This window comes from Kitasatospora sp. NPDC004745 (assembly GCF_042873275.1).
GTDB lineage: Bacteria > Actinomycetota > Actinomycetes > Streptomycetales > Streptomycetaceae > Kitasatospora.
Genome location: NZ_JBIALK010000010.1, coordinates 122,882 through 145,849, shown reverse-complemented (window position 1 = coordinate 145,849; position 22,968 = coordinate 122,882). Strand labels below are relative to the sequence as shown.

The window sequence follows — 22,968 nt, the reverse complement described above, 5'->3', positions numbered from 1 at the left end:
GCATGACTGACACCGTTTCGCACCCCGAGCTCGAAGGCCTCGGCAATTACGAGTACGGCTGGGCCGACCCGGACACCGCCGGTGCCGCGGCCAAGCGCGGGCTCAGCGAGGACGTCGTCCGCGACATCTCGGCGAAGAAGAACGAGTCCGAGTGGATGCTCAACCTGCGCCTCAAGGGCCTGAAGCTCTTCGGCAAGAAGCCCATGCCGACCTGGGGCTCCGACCTCACCGGCATCGACTTCGACAACATCAAGTACTTCGTCCGCTCCACCGAGAAGCAGGCCGAGTCCTGGGAGGACCTGCCCGCCGACATCAAGGCCACCTACGACAAGCTGGGCATCCCGGAGGCCGAGAAGCAGCGCCTCGTCGCCGGTGTCGCCGCCCAGTACGAGTCCGAGGTCGTCTACCACCAGATCCGTGAGGACCTGGAGGAGCAGGGCGTCATCTTCCTGGACACCGACACCGCGCTGCGCGAGCACCCGGAGCTGTTCCACGAGTACTTCGGCACCGTCATCCCGGCCGGCGACAACAAGTTCGCCGCGCTGAACACCGCGGTGTGGTCCGGCGGCTCGTTCATCTACGTGCCGAAGGGCGTGCGGGTCGACATCCCGCTGCAGGCCTACTTCCGGATCAACACCGAGAACATGGGCCAGTTCGAGCGGACGCTGATCATCGTCGACGAGGACGCCTACGTCCACTACGTCGAGGGCTGCACCGCGCCGATCTACTCCTCCGACTCGCTGCACTCCGCGGTCGTGGAGATCATCGTCAAGAAGGGCGGCCGCTGCCGCTACACGACGATCCAGAACTGGTCGAACAACGTCTACAACCTGGTCACCAAGCGCGCCGTGGCGTACGAGGGCGCGACCATGGAGTGGATCGACGGCAACATCGGTTCCAAGGTCACCATGAAGTACCCGGCCGTCTACCTGATGGGCGAGCACGCCAAGGGCGAGACCCTGTCGATCGCCTTCGCGGGCGAGGGCCAGCACCAGGACGCCGGCGCCAAGATGGTGCACATGGCGCCGAACACCTCCTCGCACATCGTCTCCAAGTCGGTGGCGCGCGGCGGCGGCCGGACCTCCTACCGCGGCCTGATCGAGATCGGCGAGGGCTCGCACGGCGCCAAGTCCAACGTGCTGTGCGACGCGCTGCTCGTCGACACCGTCTCCCGCTCGGACACCTACCCGTACGTGGACGTCCGCGAGGACGACGTGTCCATGGGCCACGAGGCGACGGTCTCCAAGGTCAGCGAGGACCAGCTGTTCTACCTGATGAGCCGCGGCCTCACCGAGACCGAGGCGATGGCCATGATCGTGCGCGGCTTCGTCGAGCCGATCGCGCGCGAGCTGCCGATGGAGTACGCGCTGGAGCTCAACCGGCTGATCGAGCTGCAGATGGAGGGTGCGGTCGGCTGACGTCCGCCGCAGACCGCCCCACCGACTTTTCGAGGAAGAGAGCACGACGAACAGCCATGGCTGACACGCCCCTGAATGTCCCCGCGAACACCCCCGGCTCCACCACCGCCGGCTCGATCGAGGTCGGCACCGCCGGCGCCGGCGCGCAGCTCGCCGGCCCGGGCACCGGCCGCAGCACGGTCAAGCAGCCGATCGACGCGCGCGTCGCGGTCAAGCCGTCCTTCGACGTCAACGACTTCCCGGTGCCCACCGGCCGCGAGGAGGACTGGCGGTTCACCCCGCTGCACCGCCTCGGCGGGCTGCACGACGGCACCGCGGCCCAGGCCGAGCAGGGCAGCGACAAGGTCGAGTTCGTGCTCCCGGACGGCGTCACCGCCGAGACCGTCGGGCGCGACGACGCCCGCCTGGGCAAGGCCGGCACCCCGGTCGACCGGGTCGCCGCGCAGGCGTTCAGCGGGTTCGAGCAGGCGCTCGTGGTCACCGTCCCCAAGGACGCGGTGCTCACCGAGCCGGTCAAGATCGACGTCCGCGGCGAGGGCGGCGTCCGCTTCGCCCACGTGGTGATCGACGTCAAGCCGTTCGCCGAGGCCGTCGTGGTGATCAACCACGCCGGCACCGGCACCCGGGCCGCCAACGTCGAGCTGCTGGTCGGCGACGGCGCCAAGCTCACCTTCGTCTCGGTCCAGGACTGGGACCGCGACGCCGTCCACGTCGCCCAGCACAACGCGCTGGTCGGCCGGGACGCCTCGTACAAGTCCGTCGTGGTGACCTTCGGCGGGGACCTCGTCCGCCTCCACCCGCGGGTCAACTACGCGGCCCCCGGCGGCGAGGCCGAGCTGTTCGGCCTCTACTTCGCCGACGCCGGCCAGCACCTGGAGCACCGCCTGGTGATCGACCACGACACGCCGCACTGCCGGTCGAACGTGGCCTACAAGGGCGCGCTGCAGGGCCAGGACGCGCACGCCGTCTGGGTCGGCGACGTGCTGATCCGTGCCGCCGCGCTCGGCACCGACACCTACGAGCTCAACCGGAACCTGGTGCTCACCGACGGCGCCCGGGTCGACTCGATCCCGAACCTGGAGATCGAGACCGGCGAGATCGTCGGCGCCGGCCACGCCTCGGCGACCGGCCGCTTCGACGACGAGCAGCTCTTCTACCTGCAGGCCCGCGGCATCCCGGCCGACGAGGCCCGCCGCCTGGTGGTGCGCGGCTTCTTCGCCGAGCTGCTCCAGCAGATCGGCGTCGCCGAGGTGCAGGAGCAGCTCATGGAGAAGATCGAGTCCGAGCTGGAATCGGCGGTCTGACACCCATGACGTTTCTCCGTGCCTGCGCGCTGAACGACCTCCAGGAGGACGTGCCCAAGCGCGTGGACCTCAACGGCGTGCCGGTGTCCATCGTCCGCACCGACGAGGGGGTGTTCGCGATCAACGACACCTGCTCGCACGCGAACGTCTCGCTCGCCGAGGGTGAGGTCGAGGACTGCATGATCGAGTGCTGGCTGCACGGCTCCAGCTTCGACCTGCGCACCGGCAAGCCCTCCGGCCTGCCCGCCACCAAGCCGGTCGCTGTCTACCCCGTAAAGATCGAAGGGGACGATGTGCTCGTCTCCGTCAACCAGGAGTCCTGAGTACACATGGCAACCCTTGAAATCCGCGACCTGCACGTCTCCGTCGACGCCGAGAACGGCCCGCGCGAGATCCTGAAGGGCGTCGACCTGACCGTGAAGCAGGGCGAGACCCACGCCATCATGGGTCCGAACGGCTCCGGCAAGTCCACCCTCGCCTACTCGCTGGCCGGCCACCCCAAGTACACCGTCACCGGCGGCACCGTGCTGCTGGACGGCGAGGACGTCCTCGAGATGTCCGTCGACGAGCGCGCCAAGGCCGGCGTCTTCCTGGCCATGCAGTACCCGGTCGAGGTCCCCGGCGTCTCGGTCAGCAACTTCCTGCGCACCGCCGCCACCGCCGTCCGCGGCGAGGCCCCCAAGCTGCGGCTGTGGGTCAAGGAGGTCAAGGAGGCGATGTCGGCCCTCCAGATGGACCCGGCGTTCGCCGAGCGCAACGTCAACGAGGGCTTCTCCGGCGGCGAGAAGAAGCGCCACGAGATCCTCCAGCTGGAGCTCCTCAAGCCGAAGATCGCGATCCTCGACGAGACCGACTCCGGCCTCGACGTCGACGCGCTGCGGATCGTCTCCGAGGGCATCAACCGGGTCCGCTCGACCGGCGAGGTCGGCACCCTGCTGGTGACCCACTACACCCGCATCCTGCGGTACATCAAGCCCGACTACGTCCACGTCTTCGCGGGCGGCCGCATCGTCGAGTCCGGCGGTGCCGAGCTGGCCGACAAGCTGGAGAACGAGGGCTACGAGGCTTATGTGAAGGGGGGCGCGTCCGCGTGACGCACGCGTTCACGGGTCTGCTCGACACCGACGCGATCCGGAAGGACTTCCCGGTCCTGCAGCGGCTGCTGCACGACGACAAGCCGCTGGTCTACCTGGACAACGCGGCGACGTCGCAGAAGCCGCGCCAGGTGCTGGAGGCGCTCAACGCCTACTACGAGCGGCACAACGCCAACGTCCACCGCGGCGTGCACGTGCTCGCCGAGGAGGCCACCGCGCTGTACGAGGGCGCCCGGGACAAGGTCGCGGCCTTCGTCAACGCGCCGAGCCGCAACGAGGTGATCTTCACCAAGAACGCCTCGGAGTCGCTCAACCTCGTCGCCAACATGCTGGCCTGGGCCGACGAGCCGTACCGGGTGGACGCCGACTCCGAGATCGTCATCACGGAGATGGAGCACCACTCCAACATCGTCCCGTGGCAGCTGCTCTCGCAGCGCAGCGGCGCGAAGCTGAAGTGGTTCGGGCTCACCGACGAGGGCCGGCTCGACCTGTCGAACATCGACGAGCTGATCACCGAGAAGACCAAGGTGGTCTCCTTCACCCTGGTCTCCAACCTGCTCGGCACCGTCAACCCGGTCGAGACGATCGTCCGCAAGGCCCAGTCGGTCGGCGCGCTGGTCGTCATCGACGCCTCGCAGGCCGCGCCGCACATGGTGCTCGACGTCCAGGCGCTGGAGGCCGACTTCGTCGCCTTCACCGGCCACAAGATGCTGGCCCCGACCGGCATCGGCGTGCTCTGGGGCCGCCAGGAGCTGCTGGAGGACCTCCCGCCGTTCCTCGGCGGCGGCGAGATGATCGAGACCGTCACCATGGGCTCGTCCACCTACGCCCCGGCGCCGCACAAGTTCGAGGCCGGCACCCCGCCGATCGCCCAGGCGGTCGGGCTCGGCGCGGCCATCGACTACCTGTCCGGCATCGGCATGGAGAAGATCGCCGCCCACGAGCACGCGATCACCGAGTACGCCGTCGAGCGCCTGCTCGAGGTCCCCGACCTGCGGATCATCGGCCCGCGCACGGCCGTCGACCGCGGTGCGGCGATCTCCTTCACGCTCGGGGACATCCACCCGCACGACGTGGGCCAGGTGCTGGACGAGCAGGGCATCGCCGTGCGCGTCGGCCACCACTGCGCGCGGCCGGTCTGCCTGCGGTACGGAATTCCGGCGACCACGCGGGCGTCGTTCTACCTGTACTCGACGCCGGGCGAGGTCGACGCGCTGATCGACGGCCTGCACCACGTCCGGAACTTCTTCGGCTGACGGGACGGCCCAGGACATGAAGCTCGACTCGATGTACCAGGACATCATCCTGGACCACTACCGCAACCCCCACGGCAAGGGGCTGCGGGACGGCGACGCCGAGGTGCACCACGTCAACCCGACCTGCGGTGACGAGATCACCCTGCGGGTGAAGCTGGACGGCTCGACCGTCGTCGACGTCTCCTACGAGTCCCAGGGCTGCTCGATCAGCCAGGCCAGCGCCTCGGTGCTGAACGACCTGGTCGTCGGCCGGACCGTCGGCGAGGCGCAGGCCGTCCAGGAGGCCTTCCTGGAGCTGATGCAGAGCAAGGGCCAGGGCGAGGGCGACGAGGAGGTGCTGGAGGACGCGGTCGCGTTCGCCGGCGTCTCCAAGTACCCGGCCCGGGTCAAGTGCGCCCTGCTCAGCTGGATGGCCTGGAAGGACGCCACCGCCCAGGCGCTCGCCCAGCACCCCGCCGTGAACGACTGAACCCGCAGAGGAGGACAGACCATGAGTGACGAAACCACCGGCGCCCCGGCCCCCGCTGCGGAGGAGGCCCAGGGCGGCATCGTCGGCACCACCGCCGGCACCGTCTCCGTCGAGGACCTGACCGAGGCCCTGATGGACGTCGTCGACCCCGAACTGGGCATCGACGTCGTCAACCTGGGCCTGATCTACGGCGTCCACATCGACGAGGACGACGTGGCCACCATCGACATGACGCTCACCTCGGCGGCCTGCCCGCTGACCGACGTCATCGAGGACCAGGCCCGGACCGCCACCGACGGCCTGGTGAAGGACCTGCGCATCAACTGGGTCTGGATGCCGCCGTGGGGCCCCGACAAGATCACCGACGACGGCCGCGAGCAGCTGCGGGCCCTCGGCTTCAACGTCTGAGGTCACCGGTCGATCGTCGTTCCGCTGCCGCGCGAACCCCCCCCGGGGTTCGCGCGGCAGCGGCGTTTCCGGGGTGAACACCCGCGCGTGATCTGCTTCGTTGAGCAGGTTCACCGCCGTTCCCCACCGGCCACCCCCCACCCGCCTGTCGGCGGGTGCCCGCCCCGGGCCTCGCCGCGTGCTCCTGCGGGTGCCCCTTCGGGCCGGTGGGACTGCAGAGATCCCCGAATACGAGCCCTACGGGCTGTTCGAACCGGTACAGGCCTACCTGGACATTGAACTCACTGCCTGATCGAAGTGTTACGGGCGGCCACCACTGGATGGCCGCTCGTAGGCGACCCGCTGGCGGAGTCGTCCCTCCCCGACTGGCCCGGCGACGCCCAGGGCGACACCTGGTGACCAACTGGGTCCGCCAACAGCGCGGCAAACCGAGCTACTTGCTGGCAGGCGTCGCACAGCGGCTCCAGATCGTCGCGTGACGCGGCTGGGCGGCTACGGTCGTCGCCATGAGCGACTCCCAGTCCCACGAGGTCGTGGCCCAGCCCCGCACCGCCGCCGGCGTGCTCTTCTTCGATCAGGCCGACCGCGTCCTCCTCGTGAAGCCGACCTACAAGCCCGGCTGGGAGATCCCCGGCGGCTACCTCCACGTCGGCGAGACCCCGAGCGAGGGCGCGTCCCGGGAGGTCAAGGAGGAACTCGGCATCACGCCGCCGATCGGCAGGCTGCTCGTCGCGGACTGGGCACCTCACCCCACCGAGGGCGACAAGCTCCTCTTCGTCTTCGACGGTGGCGTCCTCCCGGCCTACGAGTTGGACAACATCGCCGTCGACCGGGTGGAGATCGGTGAGTACGCCTTCCACGCCACGGACCAGCTCGACGCACTCCTCATCCCGCGCCTGGCCCGCCGCGTCCGTGCCGCATGCGTCGCCAGGACGCATGCGGCGACCGTCTACCTGGAGCACGGAGCGACCCGCACGTAGGCTCACGCCTCACAGTGGCTACACGGAGCTTCTCCCGCGGCCGCCGGCGCGACCTCCCCATCTCGGCGTCGTGTACCAAGAGCCGAGATGCAGCAGCTGCTCGACTCCGCGCACGAGGGAGTTTCCGGCACGGTCCGTCAGCTCTTCGTCCTCCTGATGGCACTCCGCCTGCTGGATCACATCCAGCGGGCGGAGGCGAAAGCCACGGCTCCGACCTTGTTCCGGAGGCCGCCCCGGCGCCGGGGCGGCCTCCGGGCCCTCACTGGCTTCCGGCAGGTACGTGGTCCTGCTCCATCAGCGCCGCGGCCAGGCCAGGGGCGGGCACCCGCCGCTTGGCGGGTGGGGGGTGGATGGTGGGGAACGGTGGTGGAACCATTCGACGGAGCGGCTGGTGCGCGGGTGTTCGCCCGGCGCCGGAAACGCCGCTGCCCGGGACTTCCGAAGGGGAAGTCCCGGGCAGCGGCGTTCTGGTGTGCGGGTCAGGCCGCCCTGGGCTTGCGGGCGACGGCCACGGCGAGGCCGGCGCAGAGGAGGGCGGCGAGGGTGGCGAAGCCGCTGACGGCGGGGAGGAGGCCGTAGCTCCTGACCAGGGCGCCGACGGCGACGATGGGGAGGGAGCTGCCGAGGTAGACGATGACCCAGAGGGCCGAGAGCTCGGAGCCCCGGCGTTCCGGGTCGAGTGCGGCGACGGCGGTGGTGAAGAGGGAGCGGAAGGCCACGCCCTGGCAGATGCCGCCGAGGACGCTGCCGATGAAGAGCAGCGCCGGGGTGCCGGTGTAGCCGGCGGCGACGACCAGGGCGAGGCCGGCGGCCAGTCCGGTCATGCCGAGGGCGATGACCTTGCGGTCGGCGGTCGGCGGGACGATCAGCTGGGCGGCGGCCGAGGAGCCGAGCAGCAGGGCCGCGACCACCGCGCCGGTCAGGTGCGAGGGGGTGTTCAACACCTTGGCGGCGAAGGCCGGGGCCAGGCTGAGGTAGACGCCGAAGACCGCGTAGGAGATGAAGCCGGCCGAGGCGGCGAGCAGGAACTCGCGGCGGCCGGTGCGCGGCAGCCGCAGGCGCTGCGGGCGCAGGTGGGCCGGGGTGGTGATGCGCGGCGGGGAGGCCGGCGGGCGGTTGCGGCCGGGCATCCGGGGGTGGACGAGGGCCAGCGGCACGCAGAGCGCGAGCAGGGCGACGGCGTGCAGCAGGAAGGGCGTCAGCAGGGGGTCGGAGCCGTTCGCCAGCAGGGCGCCGACGATCGGGCCGAGCGCGACGCCCCCGGCGGAGCAGGCCAGGGTGAGCTTGGCGGCCAGGGTGGGGTGGTCGGGCAGCAGGTCGCCGAGGGCGGCCCCGGCTGCGCCGGTGGACAGGCCGACGGCGATGCCCTGGACGGCCCGGCCGATCGCCAGCTGCCAGAAGCTGCCGGAGGTGGCGAACACGACGTCGCCCGCGGCGGCCAGCCCGACGGCGGGCAGGATCAGGGCGCGGCGGCCGAGGTGGTCCGACCAGTGACCGACCACGGCCAGCACGGGGACCAGCGCGAACACGTAGATCGTGAAGAGGATCGTGGTGTCGAGGGGGCCGAGCCCGAGGCGCTGCTGGAGCAGGGGGTAGATCGGCGTCGCCAGGTTGGCACCGATGAGCATGAACAGCAGGGCGGCGGCCACCAGGCCGACGCGTACGCCGCGCAGCGCGTTCCAGCGGCTGATCGCGGAGAGCTGGAGCTGGGCGCGTGGAGCGAGCTCCAGGGGGAGCAGGGCCTCCGACAGTCGGCGTCCGTCGAGCTGCGCGGTGCGCAGGCCGGGGCCGGCGGGGGAGAGGTCCGCCATGAAAGGGATCTCCTGTGGCAGGGCACCACCGGGTCGGCGGGGTGTGCCGGCGCGCCCGTCCTGAGGCGCTGTGGTGGTGGCCGCGGTGCGGGGCTCCCTGGTGGAGCGGATGAGCTGAGGATTCGGGCTTCGTTGCCCGGCGGCCCGCGCGGGGTTGTGCACGGCGCCACTGCGAAGGATAAGGGGTGGGCGCACGGATTCGGCGCGCGCCCCTGCGTGCGCCCCTTGAGGCCGGGCATCGGGGGTGTCGCACCTATACGCTGAGGTCGTGGATCGGGACGCTGAGCTGATGGGCGGACCGCTGGCTGAGGGAGAGCGCACAACGATGGCCGGACGACGTCGGAAGAACGCCGGGGCTTCGGCGGGAGAGAGTGCGGCCGAGGCGGTCCTGCCCGCCGACCTGGAGCTCCAGGACCTCTACGGGGCGTTCGCCGCGCACGGGCTGGACGACGAGGACCTGGACGACGCGGCCGTGCTGGTGCCGCCGGTGCGGCTGCCGGGCGAGGAGGAGTTGACCGCCCAGGCGAAGGCCGTGCCGATGTTCGGGTACGCGCTGGCGCTGGCCCGCTGGGCCGCCCCGCACCGGGCGGTGGACGAGTTCGGCGACCTCGTGGAGGAGGACCGGGCACCCGCGGCGCGGCTGCTGGGCCTGGCCCCCGCCGAGGGCGAGGTGCCGGAGGAGGCCGAGATCGAGGCGATGCGGGCCTGGTCGCTGGCCTGCGACCTGGACCTGGTGGAGATCGGGACGACCGCGGCCGGCGAGCACGTGGCCGTCCCGGGCCCCGACCTGGAGCCGGCCGAGCAGGGTGACCCGGAGACCGTCCTGGAGCTGTGGCTGACCGCCGCCGGGATCGTCCGGGAGCTGGCCGTGGAGGCCGACTCGCTGCCGGAGGAGGAGCCCGGCGAGGGGGCCTCGGACGAGGAGGGCGAGGAGGACGAGGACGGCCTGAACGAGGTCGAGGAGGCCAGGGACGCAGCCGCCGAGCTGCTGGACGAGGCGCTGCAGGTGCTCTACGAGACCACCGCCTTCGCCGACCCGGGCCAGGAGACCGTGCCGCTGGGCGTGCTGGCGGCACTGCTGGTGGTGCCGGAGGGCGAGGAGCCGAGCGAGGAGCTGCTGGGCGACATCACCGACGTGATGGTCTCCCTCGACCCGATGCTGGGCGACCTGGCCGAGCTGGGCCTGCTGGAGTACCGGCCGATCGACCCGGAGCTGTTCGACGAGGAGGAGGGCGCCGGGGACGAGGCGCCCGCGCTGGTCGGCGAGGCGCCGCTGGACGAGGAGGAGTCGGCCCGCTTCGGGCTGGTCCGGCTCACCCCGCTCGGCCAGTACGGCATCCGGCAGTGGCTGCTGGAGGACGGCTACGACGCGCCGCTGGTCGGCGAGCTGGCCCAGGGCGACGCGGCGGAGCTGCTGCGCGCCGTGTGCGAGTCGGCCAACGTGCTGCCGGAGGAGGAGCTGCGGGTCTGGATCACCGGCCGGGAGCCGGTCGCGGCGGCGCGCGAGCTGCTGGCGGCGGCCCGCGGCGGTGACGCCTACGGCCCGATGCGGCGGATGCTCTGCGTCACGGCGCTCGACATGCTGGGGGCGCCTGCGGAGCCGGCCGTCCGGGACGTGCTGGACGACCCCGAGCTGGGGGGCGCCGGACGGGCCTGGCTGACCTCGCTGGGTGCCGCGGACGTGCCGGCGCCGGAGCGGTCGATGGCGCTGTGGGTGGTGGTCGACACCTTCGCCGCCCAGCTGCTGGACAGCGGCGGCGACGCCGGGCAGCTGCGCGAGCTGATCGCGGACCTGCCGGTGACCGGCGATCCGGCGTCGTACTTCGGCGAGCTGTGGCGGGTCGACCACCCGTACACGGCGGACGTCCTGGAGGCCGTCGGGGAGCTGCACCTGGACCGGGCGGTGGCCAAGGAGGCGCGCAAGGCGGCCTTCAAGGCGCGGTCCAGGGGCTGAGGCCCCGGGCCGGGCGGGGCCGACGGTCCGCACGCGGGCACCGTCGGACCCGCCTCAGGGCAGGTCCAGCGAGCCGTCCTCGGCGAACGGGAAGAAAGGGTTGTGGGCCAGCTCCCACAGGTGGCCGTCCGGGTCCTCGAAGTAGCCGGAGTAGCCGCCCCAGCCGGTGGTGACCGGGGGCTTGACCACGACGGCGCCGGCCTCGACCGCCGTCTTCAGCGCGGCGTCCACCAGCGCCGGGGACTCGAGGTTCACCGCCAGGGTGACGCCGCGGAAGGCGGGCTCGCCGGTGGCGGGCACCCCGGCGTCGGCGGCCAGCTCCTCCGTCGGGAAGAGGCCGAGCACCGAGTCGGCGGTGCGGAACCAGACGATCTCCGGGCTGGAGGCGGTGGACCGCCGCCAGCCGAGGTCCTCGTAGAAGCGTGCGCTGCGGTCGAGGTCGGAGACCCCGAGGGTCACGATGCTGATCCGGGCGGGGAAGCTGCTCTCTGCTGTCATGCCGCCAGGGTAGGGAGGGCGGCTGACAACCGCGCTCCCTGACACGGCCTGCGCCGGTGCGCGGGCCATGAGCTGATGACCGGGCAGGCCCGGGCACGTAAGGTGGCGTCGGCGGTGCGGGCGCGAGGACTCGGGGGTGCGGCACAGGTGATGCGGGAGAGCGGCGGCAGGCCCCAGGAGTGGAACGCGGAACGGACGGACCGTGCGCGCGTCCCGGACCCGAGGGGCCGGGCGGATCGTTTCGCCGCCGTCGAGGAGTTCTCCCGCCGGGCCCTGGCCGCGGCCGACTTCCCGGTGTACGGGGTGGCCTCCGCGCTGGAGCACCGCGGCGACGCGCTGGGCGCCTTCGAGACCTCCGGCGACTCGCTCAGCTGGGTCGAGGTGCAGTCCGGCGACCGGAGCTCGGTGGCCGGCCCGTACGTGACCGTGCGCACCTACCGGCCGGGCGCAGAGCTCGACGAGCGGCTGCCGGAGCTGGAGGACGTGGTCGAGGACGAGCGCGACCGCGTGTACGAGCAGCTCGGCGTGGACGAGGGCGACGGCCCCGGCCGGGTGCGGGCCCTGCGCGAGTGGATCACCGTGGACGGCGTGCCGCACCCGGTGGAGGTGCACGAGGACCGGCCGGTGCCCTGGCCGGGGGCGGCGCTCGGCGGGCCGGGCCCGGTCTGGGCCGGGCGGCTGCGGGTCGGCGGGCTGACCGTGACGGTCTGCGGGCGCGGGGTGGCCCCCGGCTGCGTGGAGCTCGCGGGGATCGCGGACTTCGAGCCGTACCTGCGCGGCCGGACCGAACTGCTGGGCGAGCTGGCCTCCCGGCGGGCCCGGCAGGTGCCCGTCGAGGAGCGCGAACTGCCGCCCGCCGTCGGGCTGGAGGCGCACCGCGAGCTGATCGCGCAGAGCGTCGCCGAGGCCGCCGCGATCGAGGCGCAGGTCCGGGCCGGGCGGACGCCGCGGCGGCCGCGCGGGCTGCGCGGGGACGCCTACGCGGTGCGCTGGGAGAAGGCGGTGCGCCAGCAGATGCGGCTCGCCACCGAGACCCGGGACGAGGCGACGGCGGCGGTGACGGCGATGGTCAACCACCTGGACCGGTTGTCCCGGCAGACGAACTGGCTGGTCGGCACGGGGGAGGGGGCGGCGGCCGTCGAGGAGGTCGTCCGGTACACCGTGTTCGCGAGCGAGGTGGCGAGCCTCCCGGCGCAGCGGGCCTGGGCGCAGGTCTGGCGGGAGCGTCCGGGCGGCGGCGGGCCGGGGGCCCGGGACGGGGAGCGGCTCGCCGAGCAGCTGTGGCTGGCGGCCTGGGAGCAGTGGCGGGCGGCGCGCTCGGGCTGACCTCCGCCGGGCGGCCCGGTGGCACCGCCGCCCCGGCGGGTCTCCGCGGCCCGGCGGCACTCCCGCCTCCGTGGCCCCCGCCGCCCCTCGGCTGGCAAAGCGGAGGTCATGTGTTCGTCATCGGTTGGCAAATGGTCGCCTGGCCGTGAGGTGGGCGTCACGTCCGGTTCACCCCTGCGGCGGAGTCTGCTGGGCGTCGACACAACCCGCCTCGACGCCCCGTACGCCGGACACCCGGGCCCGCCCGGTCCGACGGCCGATCCCCCTGGAGTTGTCACCATGTCGCTGTCCCGTCGGGACTTCGTCAACCGTTCCACCCTCGTCGGGGCCGGCGTGCTGATCGCCGGCAGCGCCGAGGCGCTGGCCAGCGCGCCGGGCGCGATCGCCGCCCCGGCCGGCGGCGAGGCACCGGCCGCCGCGGCCGCCGGGACCAACGCGGCCGGCGGCACCGCCGTCGGCTACGGCCCGCTGGTGCAGGACGCGGCCGGGCTGCTGTCCCTGCCGAAGGGCTTCTCCTACACCGTCCTCAACCGGGCCGGCGTCACCAGGCTGCGCACCGGCGAGTTCACCCCGAGCAACCACGACGGCACCTCCGCCTTCGAGGACGAGCACGGCGGCAACTACATGGTCGTCAACCACGAGCTGTCCGGCGCCCGCGCCAACTGGCCGCACCCGGTGCCGCTGACCGAGGGCCACGTCTACGACCCGGGCGCGGCCGGCGGCTGCACCATCGTGCACGCCAAGCGGGACGGCTCGGTCGAGCAGTGGGTCGGCATCGCCGGCACCGCCACCAACTGCGCGGGCGGCGTCACCCCGTGGGGCACCTGGCTGTCCGGCGAGGAGACCGAGGACAAGGCCGGCAAGAACGGCTTCACCAAGGACCACGGCTACGTCTTCGAGGTCGACCCGTTCGACGACGACTACAACCGCGACCCGCAGCCGGTGAAGGCCTTCGGCCGCTACGCCCACGAGGCCGTGGTCGTGGACCCGAAGCGCGGCCAGGTCTACCTGACCGAGGACGCCTCGAACCCCAACGGCCTGCTGTTCCGCTGGACCCCGCCGGCCGGCTTCAAGCACGGCCGCCACCAGCTGCGCAAGCTCGCCGCCGACGCCGGCGTGCTCGAGGCCTTCAAGGTCTTCGACGCGCAGGGCAAGCTCGTCGACGACCTCTCCCGCGCCACCAAGGTCGGCACCACCTACGGCGTGGACTGGGTCAAGGTCCAGGACCGCGACGCGAGGACCGTCTCCGTCCGCAAGCAGTTCAAGGACGGCGAGGTCACCCGCGCCCGCAAGCTGGAGGGCATGTGGTGGGGTGACGGCGGCTTCTACTTCGTCTCCAGCTTCGCCCGCTCGGAGAGCCCGCTGCAGCACGACGGCCAGGTGTGGTTCTACAACCCGGCCCGCCGCACCATCACCCTGAAGGTCCTGCTGGGCGTCAACAGCGATGTGTGGGGCGACCACGACAACTACGACGGCCCGGACAACATCACCGTCTCGCCGTACGGCGGCATCGTGATCTGCGAGGACGGCGAGGGCGTCTCGCACCTGTTCGGCGCCACCGAGGACGGGCTGGTCTACCCGATCGCCCGCAACGAGCTGAACATCGGCACCGCCGAGAAGCCCGAGTTCAGCGAGTTCACCGGCGTCACCTTCTCGGACGACGGCAAGACCCTGTTCGCCAACATCCAGACCCCGGGCATCCAGCTCGCCATCACCGGCCCGTGGCGCCGGCTGAACGAGCACAAGCGCGGCCAGGGCTACGGCGCGTGACCCTCGGAGCGTGACCGGCTGCCCGCGGACCACTCGTCCGCGGGCAGCCGCAGCTGCAGCATCGCCAGCAGCCGCTGCTGCGGCTGGGCGAGGTCGATGCCGGTCAACTGCTCGGCCCGGCGCACCCGGTAGCGCAGGGTGTTGGGGTGGATGTGCAGCGCGTCCGCGGCGACCCGGACCTCGCCGAGCGCGTCCAGCCAGGCCAGCACCGACTCGGCGAGCCGGGTGCCGTGCCTGTGGTCGTAGTCGGTGAGCGCCGTGAGCCGGGGGTCGCGCAGGCCGGAGCGCTCCTGCAGCAGCGCGAGCACCTCGCTGACCAGCACCTCGGCCTGGACGTCGATCAGCGCCGCCACGTCGAGGTCCACCCCGCCGCGGCCCATCGCGTCCAGGATGCGGTCCGCCTGCGCGCGGGAGTCCGGGACCCGGGCCAGGCCGTCCACGGTGGAGCCGATCGCGGCGCGCAGCGGCACCCCGAGGTGGTCCCGGGCGGCCGTCACCACCTCGTCCGCCCAGCCGCGGACGGTCGCCATCGGCAGGTTGGCCGGGAGCTCCGGCAGCAGCACGTAGACCCGGGACTCGATCGGTGCGAGCAGCGCGGTGCGGTGCCGGGCGGCGGTGTGCACCGAGATCAGGCCGGTGACGTCGGAGCGGTGCAGCGCCTCGGTGGTGTGCGCGCTGTACGCCAGCACGGTGGCCGGGCGGCGCACGTCCAGGCCCAGGTGGGTGGCGAGCGACTGCGGGCCGGTGGAGCCCTCCAGCAGCCCGGTGAGCAGGGTCTGGGTGAGCCGGACATCGGCCGACAACTCGCGTCGCCGGCGCACCAGTTGGGCGGCCGCCACCCGTGCGGCGCCGACCAGGGCCTGCTCGGCCAGCGGCGCCAGCGGCCGCGCCCCCTCCTGCACCCAGATGGTGCCGAGCGGCTGCGCCCCGGCCCGGATGCCGACCGCCAGGCGCCGGCGCAGGCCGAGCTCCGGGTGCGGCTCGACCGCGATCGGCGCGTCCGAGGTGCGCAGGTGCTGGAAGATGCCCCACTCGCGGAGCTTGGACAGGTACGGCTCGGGGCCCTGCCAGCCGAGGATGGACAGCCGGCGCAGGTCGTCGACCTCGTCCGAGTCGGAGGAGCGCGAGTAGGCCAGCACCCGGCTGGAGGTGTCCTCGATCGAGACGATGCCGTTGGTGAGCACGGCGACGGTCTGCGCGAGCGAGAAGAGGTCGCCGGCGTTGGGCTCGGGGGCGCCGGGGGTGTCGGGGGCGTCCGGGCCGGCGATGATCGCGCGGGCCAGCGAGTCGAGGTGCTCCCAGCGGGTCTCGCGGCGGACGGACAGCAGGGCGACGCCCGCGTCGGTGGCGGCCTCGCGCAGCGCGTCCGCCTGACCGGGGCCGTCCAGCTTCACCGCCACCGCGGCCGCGCCGGCCCGCCCGGCGGCGCGCAGGGCCGGCAGGGCGGCCCGGCCGCGGGCGCCGATGGCCAGGACGAGTTCGCCGGGGGCGGCGGTGGGCGGATCCTCCGGGTCGAGGATGGCGACGTCGCGGACCGGCACGTCCAGGCCCTGCGGGGCGGCCTGGAGTTCGACCAGGGGCTCGCCGAGGGACATCAGCAGCTGGCGGAGCGGGAGACCGGGGGTGGTCATCCTGGCCTCCTTCATCCGCTCTTCGCCATCCGCTCTTCATCCGCCCGGACAACGCCGCGAGGCCGATTTTAGCCGGGCGGACAGCGCTGCGGGCCGGTGTGCGCGGGCGGTGGGCGCAAGGGCCCGCGGGGGTCCACCGGCGCCGCGCCGTGACCGCGCCGTGACCCCCTTCGTCGGGCCGGACAACGCCGTACGGGGGAATTTAGCCGCCCGGCCAATCAAGTGGCCCCGCGGGCAGGAATAGCGTTCGTGCTGTGGCCGGTGTGCGACCCACGCCGGCATCCCCCGCAACGACGAAGGAGAGCGTGCGCTCTATGGACGCTGTGACCCAGGTCCCCGCGCCGGTGAACGAGCCGGTCCACAGCTACGCCCCGGGCAGCCCGGAACGGGCCCGTCTGGAGGCCAAGCTGAAGGAGCTGGGCGGCCAGGAGCCGGTCCAGCTGACCATGACGATCAACGGTGAGCGCCGCATGGGCGGCGGCGCCGAGATCCACGTCGTCCAGCCGCACAACCACGCGGCGAGGCTCGGCACCCTGCGCAACGCCACCCAGGCCGACGCGCAGGACGCCATCGACACTGCCCTGGCCGCCGCCCCGGCCTGGCAGGCGCTCTCCTTCGACTCCCGCGCCGCGATCTTCCTCAAGGCCGCCGACCTGCTCGCCGGCCCCTGGCGCGAGACCCTGGCCGCCGCCACCATGCTCGGCCAGTCCAAGACCGCCCAGCAGGCCGAGATCGACACGCCCTGCGAGCTGGTCGACTTCCTGCGGTTCAACGTCCACTTCGCCCGCCAGATCATGGCCGAGCAGCCGATCTCCTCGGACGGCGTGTGGAACCGCAGCGACCACCGCCCCCTCGAGGGCTTCGTCTACGCCATCACCCCGTTCAACTTCACCGCGATCGCCGGCAACCTGCCGACCGCGCCCGCGCTGATGGGCAACGTGGTGCTCTGGAAGCCGTCCCCGACCCAGCAGTACTCCGCGCACCTGCTGATGCAGCTGCTGGAGGAGGCCGGCCTGCCCAAGGGCGTCATCAACATGGTGACCGGCGACGGCCTGGACGTCTCCGCCGTCGCGCTCAAGCACCCGGCGCTGGCCGGCATCCACTTCACCGGCTCCACCGCCACCTTCCAGCACCTGTGGCGCGAGGTCGGCACCAACATCGCCGGCTACCGCACCTACCCGCGGATCGTCGGCGAGACCGGCGGCAAGGACTTCCTGGTCGCCCACCCGTCCGCCGACCCGGCCGTGCTGAAGACCGCGATGACCCGCGGCGCCTTCGAGTTCCAGGGCCAGAAGTGCTCGGCGCTCTCCCGCGCCTACGTCCCCGCCTCCCTCTGGGCCGGCCTCCAGGACGAGTTCGCCGCCGAGGTCGACGGCCTCACCATGGGCGACGTCACCGACCTGTCGAACTTCATGTCGGCCGTCATCGACGACCGCTCGTTCGCCAAGAACAAGGCCGCCATCGACCGCGCCCAGGCCGACCCGAAGGTCCGGGTCCTGGCCGGCGGCACCTACGACGACTCGGTCGGCTACTTCGTCCGCCCGACCGTCCTGGTCTGCGAGGACCCGGCGGCCGAGTACTTCCGCGACGAGTACTTCGGCCCGATCCTCGCCGTGTACGTCTACGAGGACGAGAAGTACGAGGAGATGCTGGCCCAGATGGAGTCGGTGTCGGCCTACGGCCTGACCGGCTCGATCATCTCCCAGGACCGCGCGGCCGCCCAGGACGCCATGCACAAGCTGCGCTTCGCGGCCGGCAACTTCTACATCAACGACAAGCCGACCGGCGCCGTCGTCGGCCAGCAGCCCTTCGGCGGCGGCCGCGCCTCCGGCACCAACGACAAGGCCGGTGCCAAGCAGAACCTGGCGCGGTGGACCTCGACCCGCTCGGTCAAGGAGACCTTCGTCCCGCCGACGGACTACCGCTACCCGCACATGGGCTGAGTGCCCCACCCGACCACAACGGTCACCCCGACGCCCGGCCCCGCAGCCGGCGTCGCCCGCCGGGGCGACGGGCCCACCCGCCCGCCCGTCGCCCCGGCCCCTCCGGGGGACGCGCTGCGCGCGGCACGCCTGGTGCCGTCGCCGGCCGTCACCCCGCTCGGGACGTGCGGCACGCCTGATGCAGGCGCCCCGGCCCCCTTCTGCCACCCTTAGAAGCACCAGCTCCAGGAGTCACGATGCTCCGTACCGCCCTTCTCGCGGCCTCCCGGTCGCCGCAGGTCCGCACCGTGGTCGAGAAGTTCCCGCCGACCCACGCGATAGTCGAGCGCTTCGTCGCCGGTGAGGCCCTCGACGACGCCGTTACGGCCTGCGACGACCTGGTCGCCACCGGCCGCAAGGTCACCCTCGACCACCTCGGTGAGGACACCCAGGACGCCGCGCAGGCCGCCGGCACCGCCGAGGCCTACGAGCACCTGCTCAAGGCGCTCAAGGAGACCGGCCTCGCGGCCGGTGCCGAGGTCTCCGTCAAGCTGTCGGCCGTCGGCCAGTTCCTCCCGGTGGACGGCGAGAAGATCGCGCTGGAGAACGCCCGCCGCATCTGCGCGGCCGCCGCCGACGCCGGCACCACGGTGACCCTCGACATGGAGGACCACACCACCACCGACTCCACCCTCGCCATCGCCCGCGAGCTGCGCGCCGACTTCCCGTGGCTGGGCGTCGTGCTGCAGGCCTACCTGCGCCGCACCGAGGCCGACTGCCGCGAGTTCGCCGGCGCCGGCTCCCGCGTGCGCCTGTGCAAGGGCGCCTACAAGGAGCCCGAGTCGGTCGCCTTCCAGGGCAAGCACGAGGTCGACCTCGCGTACGTCCGCGCCCTGAAGATCCTCATGGCCGGCGAGGGCTACCCGATGATCGCCTCGCACGACCCCAACATGATCAAGATCGCCGGCCAGCTCGCCCAGTGGAACGGCCGCAAGCGGGACTCCTTCGAGTACCAGATGCTCTTCGGCATCCGCCCCGAGGAGCAGCTGCGCCTCGCCGGCGAGGGCAACACCATGCGCGTGTACCTGCCCTACGGCCAGGAGTGGTACGGCTACTTCATGCGCCGCCTCGCCGAGCGCCCGGCCAACCTGACCTTCTTCCTGCGGGCCATGGCCACCCGCGGCTGACGCGTCCGGCGCCACGACCAACGGCTCGTACCCCCTGTGTGGGAGGGGGTGCGGGCCGTTTCCGCGTTCCCGGGCTCAGAGGAACGGTTTCAGGCGGCTCTCCAGCAGGATGTCGGCCTGCGATGGGGAACCCGTGATCGGTTGCTCATGCGCCACAGCACTCATGATGCCCCTCCTTCAGATGGGCGTCACGCTGATCGCGGTCGGTCGTGGTTGTGCAGGACACGGTGGATGTTCACTCGATGGTGTGGGTCCGAGGGCTGCCCTAGGATCCGGTGCTGGTGAACTGGGGTTTCGGCCGGAGGAGTTGGGGATGCTGAAGGAGTTCGAAGGGCTGTCGACGCCGTTGGTGGCGGACGCGTGCGTGCGCCTCGGAGTGGTGCTGCGGGCGGCGCCGGCGGGGGTGGCCGGGGTGGTGGCGGGTGGCCGGGTGGCCGGGCCGGTGCTGCCGGTGCGGCACTACGGCAGCGTCGACGTGTTCCTGGAGGCGTACGGCGCCGCCCGGGACGGGGACGTGCTGGTGATCGACAACGGCGGGCGGACGGACGAGGCCTGCATCGGGGACCTCGCGGTGCTGGAGGCGCGCGCCGCCGGGGTGGCCGGGATCGTGGTGTGGGGGCTGCACCGGGACACCCCGGAACTGCTGGAGATCGGGCTTCCGGTGTTCAGTTACGGTGCGCTGCCGCTCGGGCCGCTGCGGTTGGACGACCGGGAGCCGGAGGCGCTGCTGACGGCCCGTTTCGGCCCGCACGTGGTGAGCGCCGGCGACGTGGTGTTCGGCGACGCGGACGGAGTGCTGTTCGTCCCGGCCGACCGGGCCGCGGAGGTGCTGGAGACGGCCGCCGCGATCGCCCGGACGGAGCGCGCGCAGGCCGGGCGGATCGCCGCCGGGGACACCCTGCGCCGCCAGACCGCCTTCGAGGACTACCTGGAGCGCCGCGCGGCCGACCCCTCGTACAGCTTCCGGCAGCACCTGCGGCGGGTCGGCGGGGCGATCGAGGAGTAGGCCCGGGCCTACAGGGGCCGGTGCATGACGTGCAGGCCGACGTAGCCGTCGACCGGGTGGAGGAAGGCCTCCGGGACGGTGCCGACGATCGTGAAGCCGAGGGACTCGTAGAGCTTCACCGCGTGGCGGTTGTTGGCGACCACGGCGTTGAACTGCATGGCGCGGTAGCCGGATCGGCGGGCCCAGTCGAGGGAGTGCTCGACCAGGGCCCGCCCGATGCCCCGGCCGTGGTGCGCCGGGTCGACCAGGTAGCTCGCGCTGGCCACGTGGGCGCCGTTGCCGGGGCGGTTGCGGTTCATGGCGGCGGTGCCGACGATCCGACCGTCCTCGTCCACCGCGACCACCGTGCGGTCCGGGGCGGTCTTCATCCACCACTCCCGGCCGAGCTCGGACGACATGTCGAGGGGGTAGGGGAAGGTCTCGCCGGCGGCGATGACGGTGTGGAAGAACGGCCAGACGGCCGGCCAGTCCTCGGGGGTGGCTTCGCGGATCAGCATCCGCTCAGGATGCCCCGGGCCCGGGTGGTGGGCCCACCGGTTTTCCGCTCAGGTGCCGCGGACGGCGGCCCCGACCCGGGTGGCGGCGAAGGACTGGCCGTCGGCGTTGGGGTGCACCAGGGCGTACTTCAGCGGGATGACGCTGGTCAGGACGCCGTCCAGCCAGTGGTCGGCGTCGCAGACGCTGTGTTCGGCGGAGCCGGCGTAGAGGTCGACGAAGGTGTCCTGCCGGGCGGAGGCGATCTGCTCGATGGCCTGGTTGAGCGGCTCCAGGATGCTGGTGCGGGCCCAGGCCAGGTCGCCGGTGGTGAAGGTGGCGAACTGCAGCGGGTCGCCGAACCGGCAGCGGGTGGCGTCCTCGGGGACCAGGTGCGGGTAGCCGACGGTGATGATCCGCGCGGAGGGGGCCTTCTGCCGGAGCGCGGTGAGCATGGCGCCGTAGCCGGTGCGCAGCCGGTCGAAGCGGCCGGCCAGCTGGGCGTCGTACTTGTCCTTGCAGGGGCTTCCCAGGCCGAGGTGGGTGGCGCCGAGTGCGATGCAGTCCCCGAGGATCTCGCCGAAGCCGAGGTCGTTGCCGCCGACGCCCACGGTGATCACGTCCTCGTCCGGGTCGACCGCGTCGATCTGCGCCGGGACGGGCGGGTACGGGGCGGCGGGGTCGACGCCGAAGGGAGGGAGCGGGCGGCCGATCGGACTCTGCTTGTTCGTGTCGACGTCCGCGCTGGTGGCGCCGCTGCAGCTGACGTTGTGGAGGTCGACCAGGGCGCCCAGGCCGCGGCGGACGATCTCGGGGTAGGAGCCGGTGGTACGCGCGCAGCCGTCCCGGGGCGCGGTGAGGCCGCCGGTGGCCTCGATGACGCCGGCGGTGTAGGAGTCGCCGAGGGCGGCCCACTTCAGCGTCCGGGCGGGGTCGGTCGGTCTGGCGGCGGCCTCGACAGCGGTGGGGGTGATCAGGCCGGCGGCGAGGACGGCGGCGGTGCCGGTGACGGCGAGGCGGGACAGGAAGCGTGGCACGGGCTCTCCTCGACGGGCGCGGGGAGAGTGCGAGTCACCCCCCTGAGTGTCAATCGAGTCGGTCCGTGGACGACTTGATGCCCCAGGAGGGTGAATTCGCGGTCAGGGATGTGACGAACGCGGGGGCTCAGAGCAGGGCGGCCGAGGGGTCGACCATCGCCCGGGCGGTCTTGGCGTCGACGTACTCGCCGAGCGCGGTCATCACCCACTCGCCGGAGGTCTGGCGGACCAGCTTGCACATCACCACACCGGTGCGGGCCTCGGAGTGGGTGAGGTCGAAGCGGACCAGCTCCTCGTTCGTCCCGGCGTCCAGCAGGCGGCAGTAGGCGTTCTTCACGTCGGTGAAGCGCTGGCCGGAGAAGGAGTTGACGACGAAGACCAGGCCGGTGACCTCGGCCGGGAGGCCGTCCAGGTGGACGGTGATCGACTCGTCGTCTCCCTCGCCGCCGCCGGTGAGGTTGTCGCCGGAGTGGGCGATCGCGCCGTTGAAGACGGTCAGCTTCATGAACCAGGCCGTCTCCAGCTTGTTGCGCCGGCTGTCGAAGGCGATGCAGGAGGCGTCCAGGTCGACGCTGCGGCCGCGGCCTGCGGGCTCCCACCCGAGGGCCATCCGGACCGAGGAGAGGAACGGGCGGCCGTTCTTGACCAGGGAGACGGAGCTGCCCTTGACCAGGCTGACCCGACCCTTGTCCAGGGTGATCTTGGTGGGTGCGGGCGGGGCCGGCGGTGCGGCCGGGGGCGCCGGGGGCACCGGTGCGGAGGCGGCGAGTGCGATCCGCGGGTCGACCGGCGGGGCGGCGGGGGCGGCCGGTACGGGCGGGGTCACCGGGGGAGCGGCGGGGGGTGCCGGCGGGGCCGCGACCGGGGCCGACAGGGTGGCCGGGGCCGACGGCGGTGCGGGGGAGTCGTCGACGGTGACACCGAAGTCGGTGGCGATCCCCGCCAGCCCGTTGGCGTACCCCTGGCCGACCGCGCGCACCTTCCAGGCGCCGCCGCGCAGGTAGACCTCGACCACGATGAGCGCGGTCTCCCGGCCGAGCTGCGGCGGGGTGAAGGTGACCAGCACCTGGCCGGTGTCCGCGTCACGGACGGTGGCGGTCGGCTCCATCCCGGCGAAGGTGGAGGACTGGTCGGCGGGGCTCGCGGTGACGACGATCTTGGTGATCCCGGCCGGGACGGCGAGGGTGTCGACGGTGATCGCGTCGGGGGCCCCGGAGGTGGCCGGGCGGTGGCTGACCCCGGGGCCGTGCGGGGCGTTGAAGAAGACGAAGTCGTCGTCCGAGCGCACCTTTCCGGCGTCGGTCAGCAGCAGACCGGAGACGTCCAGTGCCTTGGGCGCGGTGACCTCGACGGTCACCCGCGCGGCGGACAGCGGGGCGTTGCCGCCTTGGGTCAGGACGGTGGACACGGGACTCCTCCTCGG

General features: G+C 72.5%; 20 protein-coding genes. 14 read left to right on the top strand and 6 right to left on the bottom strand.

What is annotated here, in order from left to right; all coding sequences use genetic code 11:
* The first annotated feature begins 2 nt into the window (after positions 1-2).
* The 8 genes from sufB to ACFYUY_RS18890 all read left to right on the top strand — a co-directional run bounded on the left by sufB (position 3) and on the right by ACFYUY_RS18890 (position 6,929).
* Positions 3-1,418, top strand: a complete 1,416-nt coding sequence (gene sufB, locus ACFYUY_RS18925; protein ID WP_360222676.1) for a Fe-S cluster assembly protein SufB — start codon at positions 3-5, stop codon at positions 1,416-1,418.
* 56 nt (positions 1,419-1,474) lie between these two features.
* On the top strand, positions 1,475-2,722 hold the full coding sequence (gene sufD / locus ACFYUY_RS18920) for a Fe-S cluster assembly protein SufD (protein ID WP_360222679.1): 1,248 nt from the start codon (positions 1,475-1,477) through the stop codon (positions 2,720-2,722).
* A 5-nt stretch (positions 2,723-2,727) separates the two neighbouring features.
* Positions 2,728-3,045, top strand: coding sequence for a bifunctional 3-phenylpropionate/cinnamic acid dioxygenase ferredoxin subunit (locus ACFYUY_RS18915; RefSeq protein ID WP_360222682.1), 318 nt, complete (start codon positions 2,728-2,730; stop codon positions 3,043-3,045).
* A gap of 6 nt (positions 3,046-3,051) precedes the next feature.
* Positions 3,052-3,816, top strand: a complete 765-nt coding sequence (gene sufC / locus ACFYUY_RS18910; protein WP_360222685.1) for a Fe-S cluster assembly ATPase SufC — start codon at positions 3,052-3,054, stop codon at positions 3,814-3,816.
* Positions 3,813-5,072 carry a cysteine desulfurase gene (locus ACFYUY_RS18905; RefSeq protein WP_360222688.1) on the top strand — a complete coding sequence of 420 codons (1,260 nt, stop codon included), beginning with the start codon at positions 3,813-3,815 and terminating at the stop codon, positions 5,070-5,072. The genes sufC and ACFYUY_RS18905 overlap by 4 nt, the downstream gene beginning before the upstream one ends.
* A 16-nt stretch (positions 5,073-5,088) precedes the next feature.
* Entirely contained in the window at positions 5,089-5,541 is a 453-nt protein-coding gene (gene sufU / locus ACFYUY_RS18900; RefSeq protein WP_360222691.1) for a Fe-S cluster assembly sulfur transfer protein SufU, read from the top strand.
* A gap of 21 nt (positions 5,542-5,562) precedes the next feature.
* Positions 5,563-5,949 (top strand): metal-sulfur cluster assembly factor, encoded by a 387-nt coding sequence (locus tag ACFYUY_RS18895; protein ID WP_363365260.1) that lies wholly within the window; start codon positions 5,563-5,565, stop codon positions 5,947-5,949.
* A gap of 506 nt (positions 5,950-6,455) precedes the next feature.
* The gene (locus tag ACFYUY_RS18890; RefSeq protein WP_387901781.1) at positions 6,456-6,929 is read left to right on the top strand and encodes an NUDIX domain-containing protein; all 474 of its coding nucleotides are present in this window, start codon (positions 6,456-6,458) and stop codon (positions 6,927-6,929) included.
* A 479-nt stretch (positions 6,930-7,408) separates the two neighbouring features.
* Here the strand turns inward: ACFYUY_RS18890 and ACFYUY_RS18885 are convergent, their stop codons facing one another.
* A complete protein-coding gene (locus ACFYUY_RS18885) occupies positions 7,409-8,740 on the bottom strand; it encodes an MFS transporter (RefSeq protein ID WP_360218471.1) in 1,332 nt (443 codons plus the stop codon).
* 325 nt (positions 8,741-9,065) lie between these two features.
* Here ACFYUY_RS18885 and ACFYUY_RS18880 point away from each other — a divergent pair, with 325 nt between their 5' ends.
* A complete protein-coding gene (locus ACFYUY_RS18880; RefSeq protein ID WP_387901778.1) occupies positions 9,066-10,694 on the top strand; it encodes a hypothetical protein in 1,629 nt (542 codons plus the stop codon).
* Between the two features lie 54 nt (positions 10,695-10,748).
* Here the strand turns inward: ACFYUY_RS18880 and ACFYUY_RS18875 are convergent, their stop codons facing one another.
* Positions 10,749-11,192: a VOC family protein gene (locus ACFYUY_RS18875; RefSeq protein ID WP_360218465.1), complete on the bottom strand. Its 444-nt coding sequence runs from the start codon at positions 11,190-11,192 to the stop codon at positions 10,749-10,751.
* Positions 11,193-11,339: 147 nt separating this feature from the next.
* Here ACFYUY_RS18875 and ACFYUY_RS18870 point away from each other — a divergent pair, with 147 nt between their 5' ends.
* Positions 11,340-12,518 (top strand): hypothetical protein, encoded by a 1,179-nt coding sequence (locus ACFYUY_RS18870; protein WP_360218462.1) that lies wholly within the window; start codon positions 11,340-11,342, stop codon positions 12,516-12,518.
* 279 nt (positions 12,519-12,797) lie between these two features.
* A complete protein-coding gene (locus ACFYUY_RS18865; RefSeq protein WP_360218459.1) occupies positions 12,798-14,288 on the top strand; it encodes an alkaline phosphatase PhoX in 1,491 nt (496 codons plus the stop codon).
* Here ACFYUY_RS18865 and ACFYUY_RS18860 read toward each other — a convergent pair.
* Positions 14,276-15,919 carry a helix-turn-helix domain-containing protein gene (locus tag ACFYUY_RS18860; RefSeq protein WP_360218456.1) on the bottom strand — a complete coding sequence of 548 codons (1,644 nt, stop codon included), beginning with the start codon at positions 15,917-15,919 and terminating at the stop codon, positions 14,276-14,278. The two genes, ACFYUY_RS18865 and ACFYUY_RS18860, sit on opposite strands and share 13 nt — an antisense overlap.
* A 314-nt stretch (positions 15,920-16,233) precedes the next feature.
* Here ACFYUY_RS18860 and pruA point away from each other — a divergent pair, with 314 nt between their 5' ends.
* The 3 genes from pruA (at position 16,234) to ACFYUY_RS18845 (ending at position 20,034) form a co-directional block, all read left to right on the top strand.
* Complete coding sequence (gene pruA / locus ACFYUY_RS18855; RefSeq protein ID WP_387901773.1) at positions 16,234-17,862, top strand: L-glutamate gamma-semialdehyde dehydrogenase; 1,629 nt, start codon at positions 16,234-16,236, stop codon at positions 17,860-17,862.
* A gap of 236 nt (positions 17,863-18,098) precedes the next feature.
* A complete protein-coding gene (locus ACFYUY_RS18850; RefSeq protein ID WP_360218450.1) occupies positions 18,099-19,028 on the top strand; it encodes a proline dehydrogenase family protein in 930 nt (309 codons plus the stop codon).
* 313 nt (positions 19,029-19,341) lie between these two features.
* Positions 19,342-20,034, top strand: coding sequence for an RraA family protein (locus tag ACFYUY_RS18845; RefSeq protein WP_387901770.1), 693 nt, complete (start codon positions 19,342-19,344; stop codon positions 20,032-20,034).
* Between the two features lie 8 nt (positions 20,035-20,042).
* On the opposite strand, the gene ACFYUY_RS18840 is transcribed toward ACFYUY_RS18845, so the two are convergent.
* The 3 genes from ACFYUY_RS18840 to ACFYUY_RS18830 all read right to left on the bottom strand — a co-directional run bounded on the left by ACFYUY_RS18840 (position 20,043) and on the right by ACFYUY_RS18830 (position 22,941).
* Positions 20,043-20,531: a GNAT family N-acetyltransferase gene (locus ACFYUY_RS18840; RefSeq protein WP_360218444.1), complete on the bottom strand. Its 489-nt coding sequence runs from the start codon at positions 20,529-20,531 to the stop codon at positions 20,043-20,045.
* A gap of 48 nt (positions 20,532-20,579) precedes the next feature.
* Entirely contained in the window at positions 20,580-21,545 is a 966-nt protein-coding gene (locus tag ACFYUY_RS18835) for an SGNH/GDSL hydrolase family protein (RefSeq protein WP_360218441.1), read from the bottom strand.
* 127 nt (positions 21,546-21,672) lie between these two features.
* Positions 21,673-22,941 carry a TerD family protein gene (locus ACFYUY_RS18830; protein WP_387901880.1) on the bottom strand — a complete coding sequence of 423 codons (1,269 nt, stop codon included), beginning with the start codon at positions 22,939-22,941 and terminating at the stop codon, positions 21,673-21,675.
* Positions 22,942-22,968 lie beyond the last annotated feature (27 nt).

Excerpts from the sequence above, each read along its gene's own strand:
- sufB (WP_360222676.1), top strand. The coding sequence starts at position 3 with ATGACTGACACCGTTTCGCACCCCGAGCTCGAAGGCCTCGGCAATTAC.
- sufD (WP_360222679.1), top strand. The coding sequence starts at position 1,475 with ATGGCTGACACGCCCCTGAATGTCCCCGCGAACACCCCCGGCTCCACC.
- ACFYUY_RS18915 (WP_360222682.1), top strand. The coding sequence starts at position 2,728 with ATGACGTTTCTCCGTGCCTGCGCGCTGAACGACCTCCAGGAGGACGTG.
- sufC (WP_360222685.1), top strand. The coding sequence starts at position 3,052 with ATGGCAACCCTTGAAATCCGCGACCTGCACGTCTCCGTCGACGCCGAG.
- sufU (WP_360222691.1), top strand. The coding sequence starts at position 5,089 with ATGAAGCTCGACTCGATGTACCAGGACATCATCCTGGACCACTACCGC.
- ACFYUY_RS18895 (WP_363365260.1), top strand. The coding sequence starts at position 5,563 with ATGAGTGACGAAACCACCGGCGCCCCGGCCCCCGCTGCGGAGGAGGCC.
- ACFYUY_RS18890 (WP_387901781.1), top strand. The coding sequence starts at position 6,456 with ATGAGCGACTCCCAGTCCCACGAGGTCGTGGCCCAGCCCCGCACCGCC.
- ACFYUY_RS18885 (WP_360218471.1), bottom strand. The coding sequence starts at position 8,740 with ATGGCGGACCTCTCCCCCGCCGGCCCCGGCCTGCGCACCGCGCAGCTC.
- ACFYUY_RS18880 (WP_387901778.1), top strand. The coding sequence starts at position 9,066 with ATGGCCGGACGACGTCGGAAGAACGCCGGGGCTTCGGCGGGAGAGAGT.
- ACFYUY_RS18875 (WP_360218465.1), bottom strand. The coding sequence starts at position 11,192 with ATGACAGCAGAGAGCAGCTTCCCCGCCCGGATCAGCATCGTGACCCTC.
- ACFYUY_RS18865 (WP_360218459.1), top strand. The coding sequence starts at position 12,798 with ATGTCGCTGTCCCGTCGGGACTTCGTCAACCGTTCCACCCTCGTCGGG.
- ACFYUY_RS18860 (WP_360218456.1), bottom strand. The coding sequence starts at position 15,919 with ATGACCACCCCCGGTCTCCCGCTCCGCCAGCTGCTGATGTCCCTCGGC.
- pruA (WP_387901773.1), top strand. The coding sequence starts at position 16,234 with ATGGACGCTGTGACCCAGGTCCCCGCGCCGGTGAACGAGCCGGTCCAC.
- ACFYUY_RS18850 (WP_360218450.1), top strand. The coding sequence starts at position 18,099 with ATGCTCCGTACCGCCCTTCTCGCGGCCTCCCGGTCGCCGCAGGTCCGC.
- ACFYUY_RS18845 (WP_387901770.1), top strand. The coding sequence starts at position 19,342 with ATGCTGAAGGAGTTCGAAGGGCTGTCGACGCCGTTGGTGGCGGACGCG.
- ACFYUY_RS18840 (WP_360218444.1), bottom strand. The coding sequence starts at position 20,531 with ATGCTGATCCGCGAAGCCACCCCCGAGGACTGGCCGGCCGTCTGGCCG.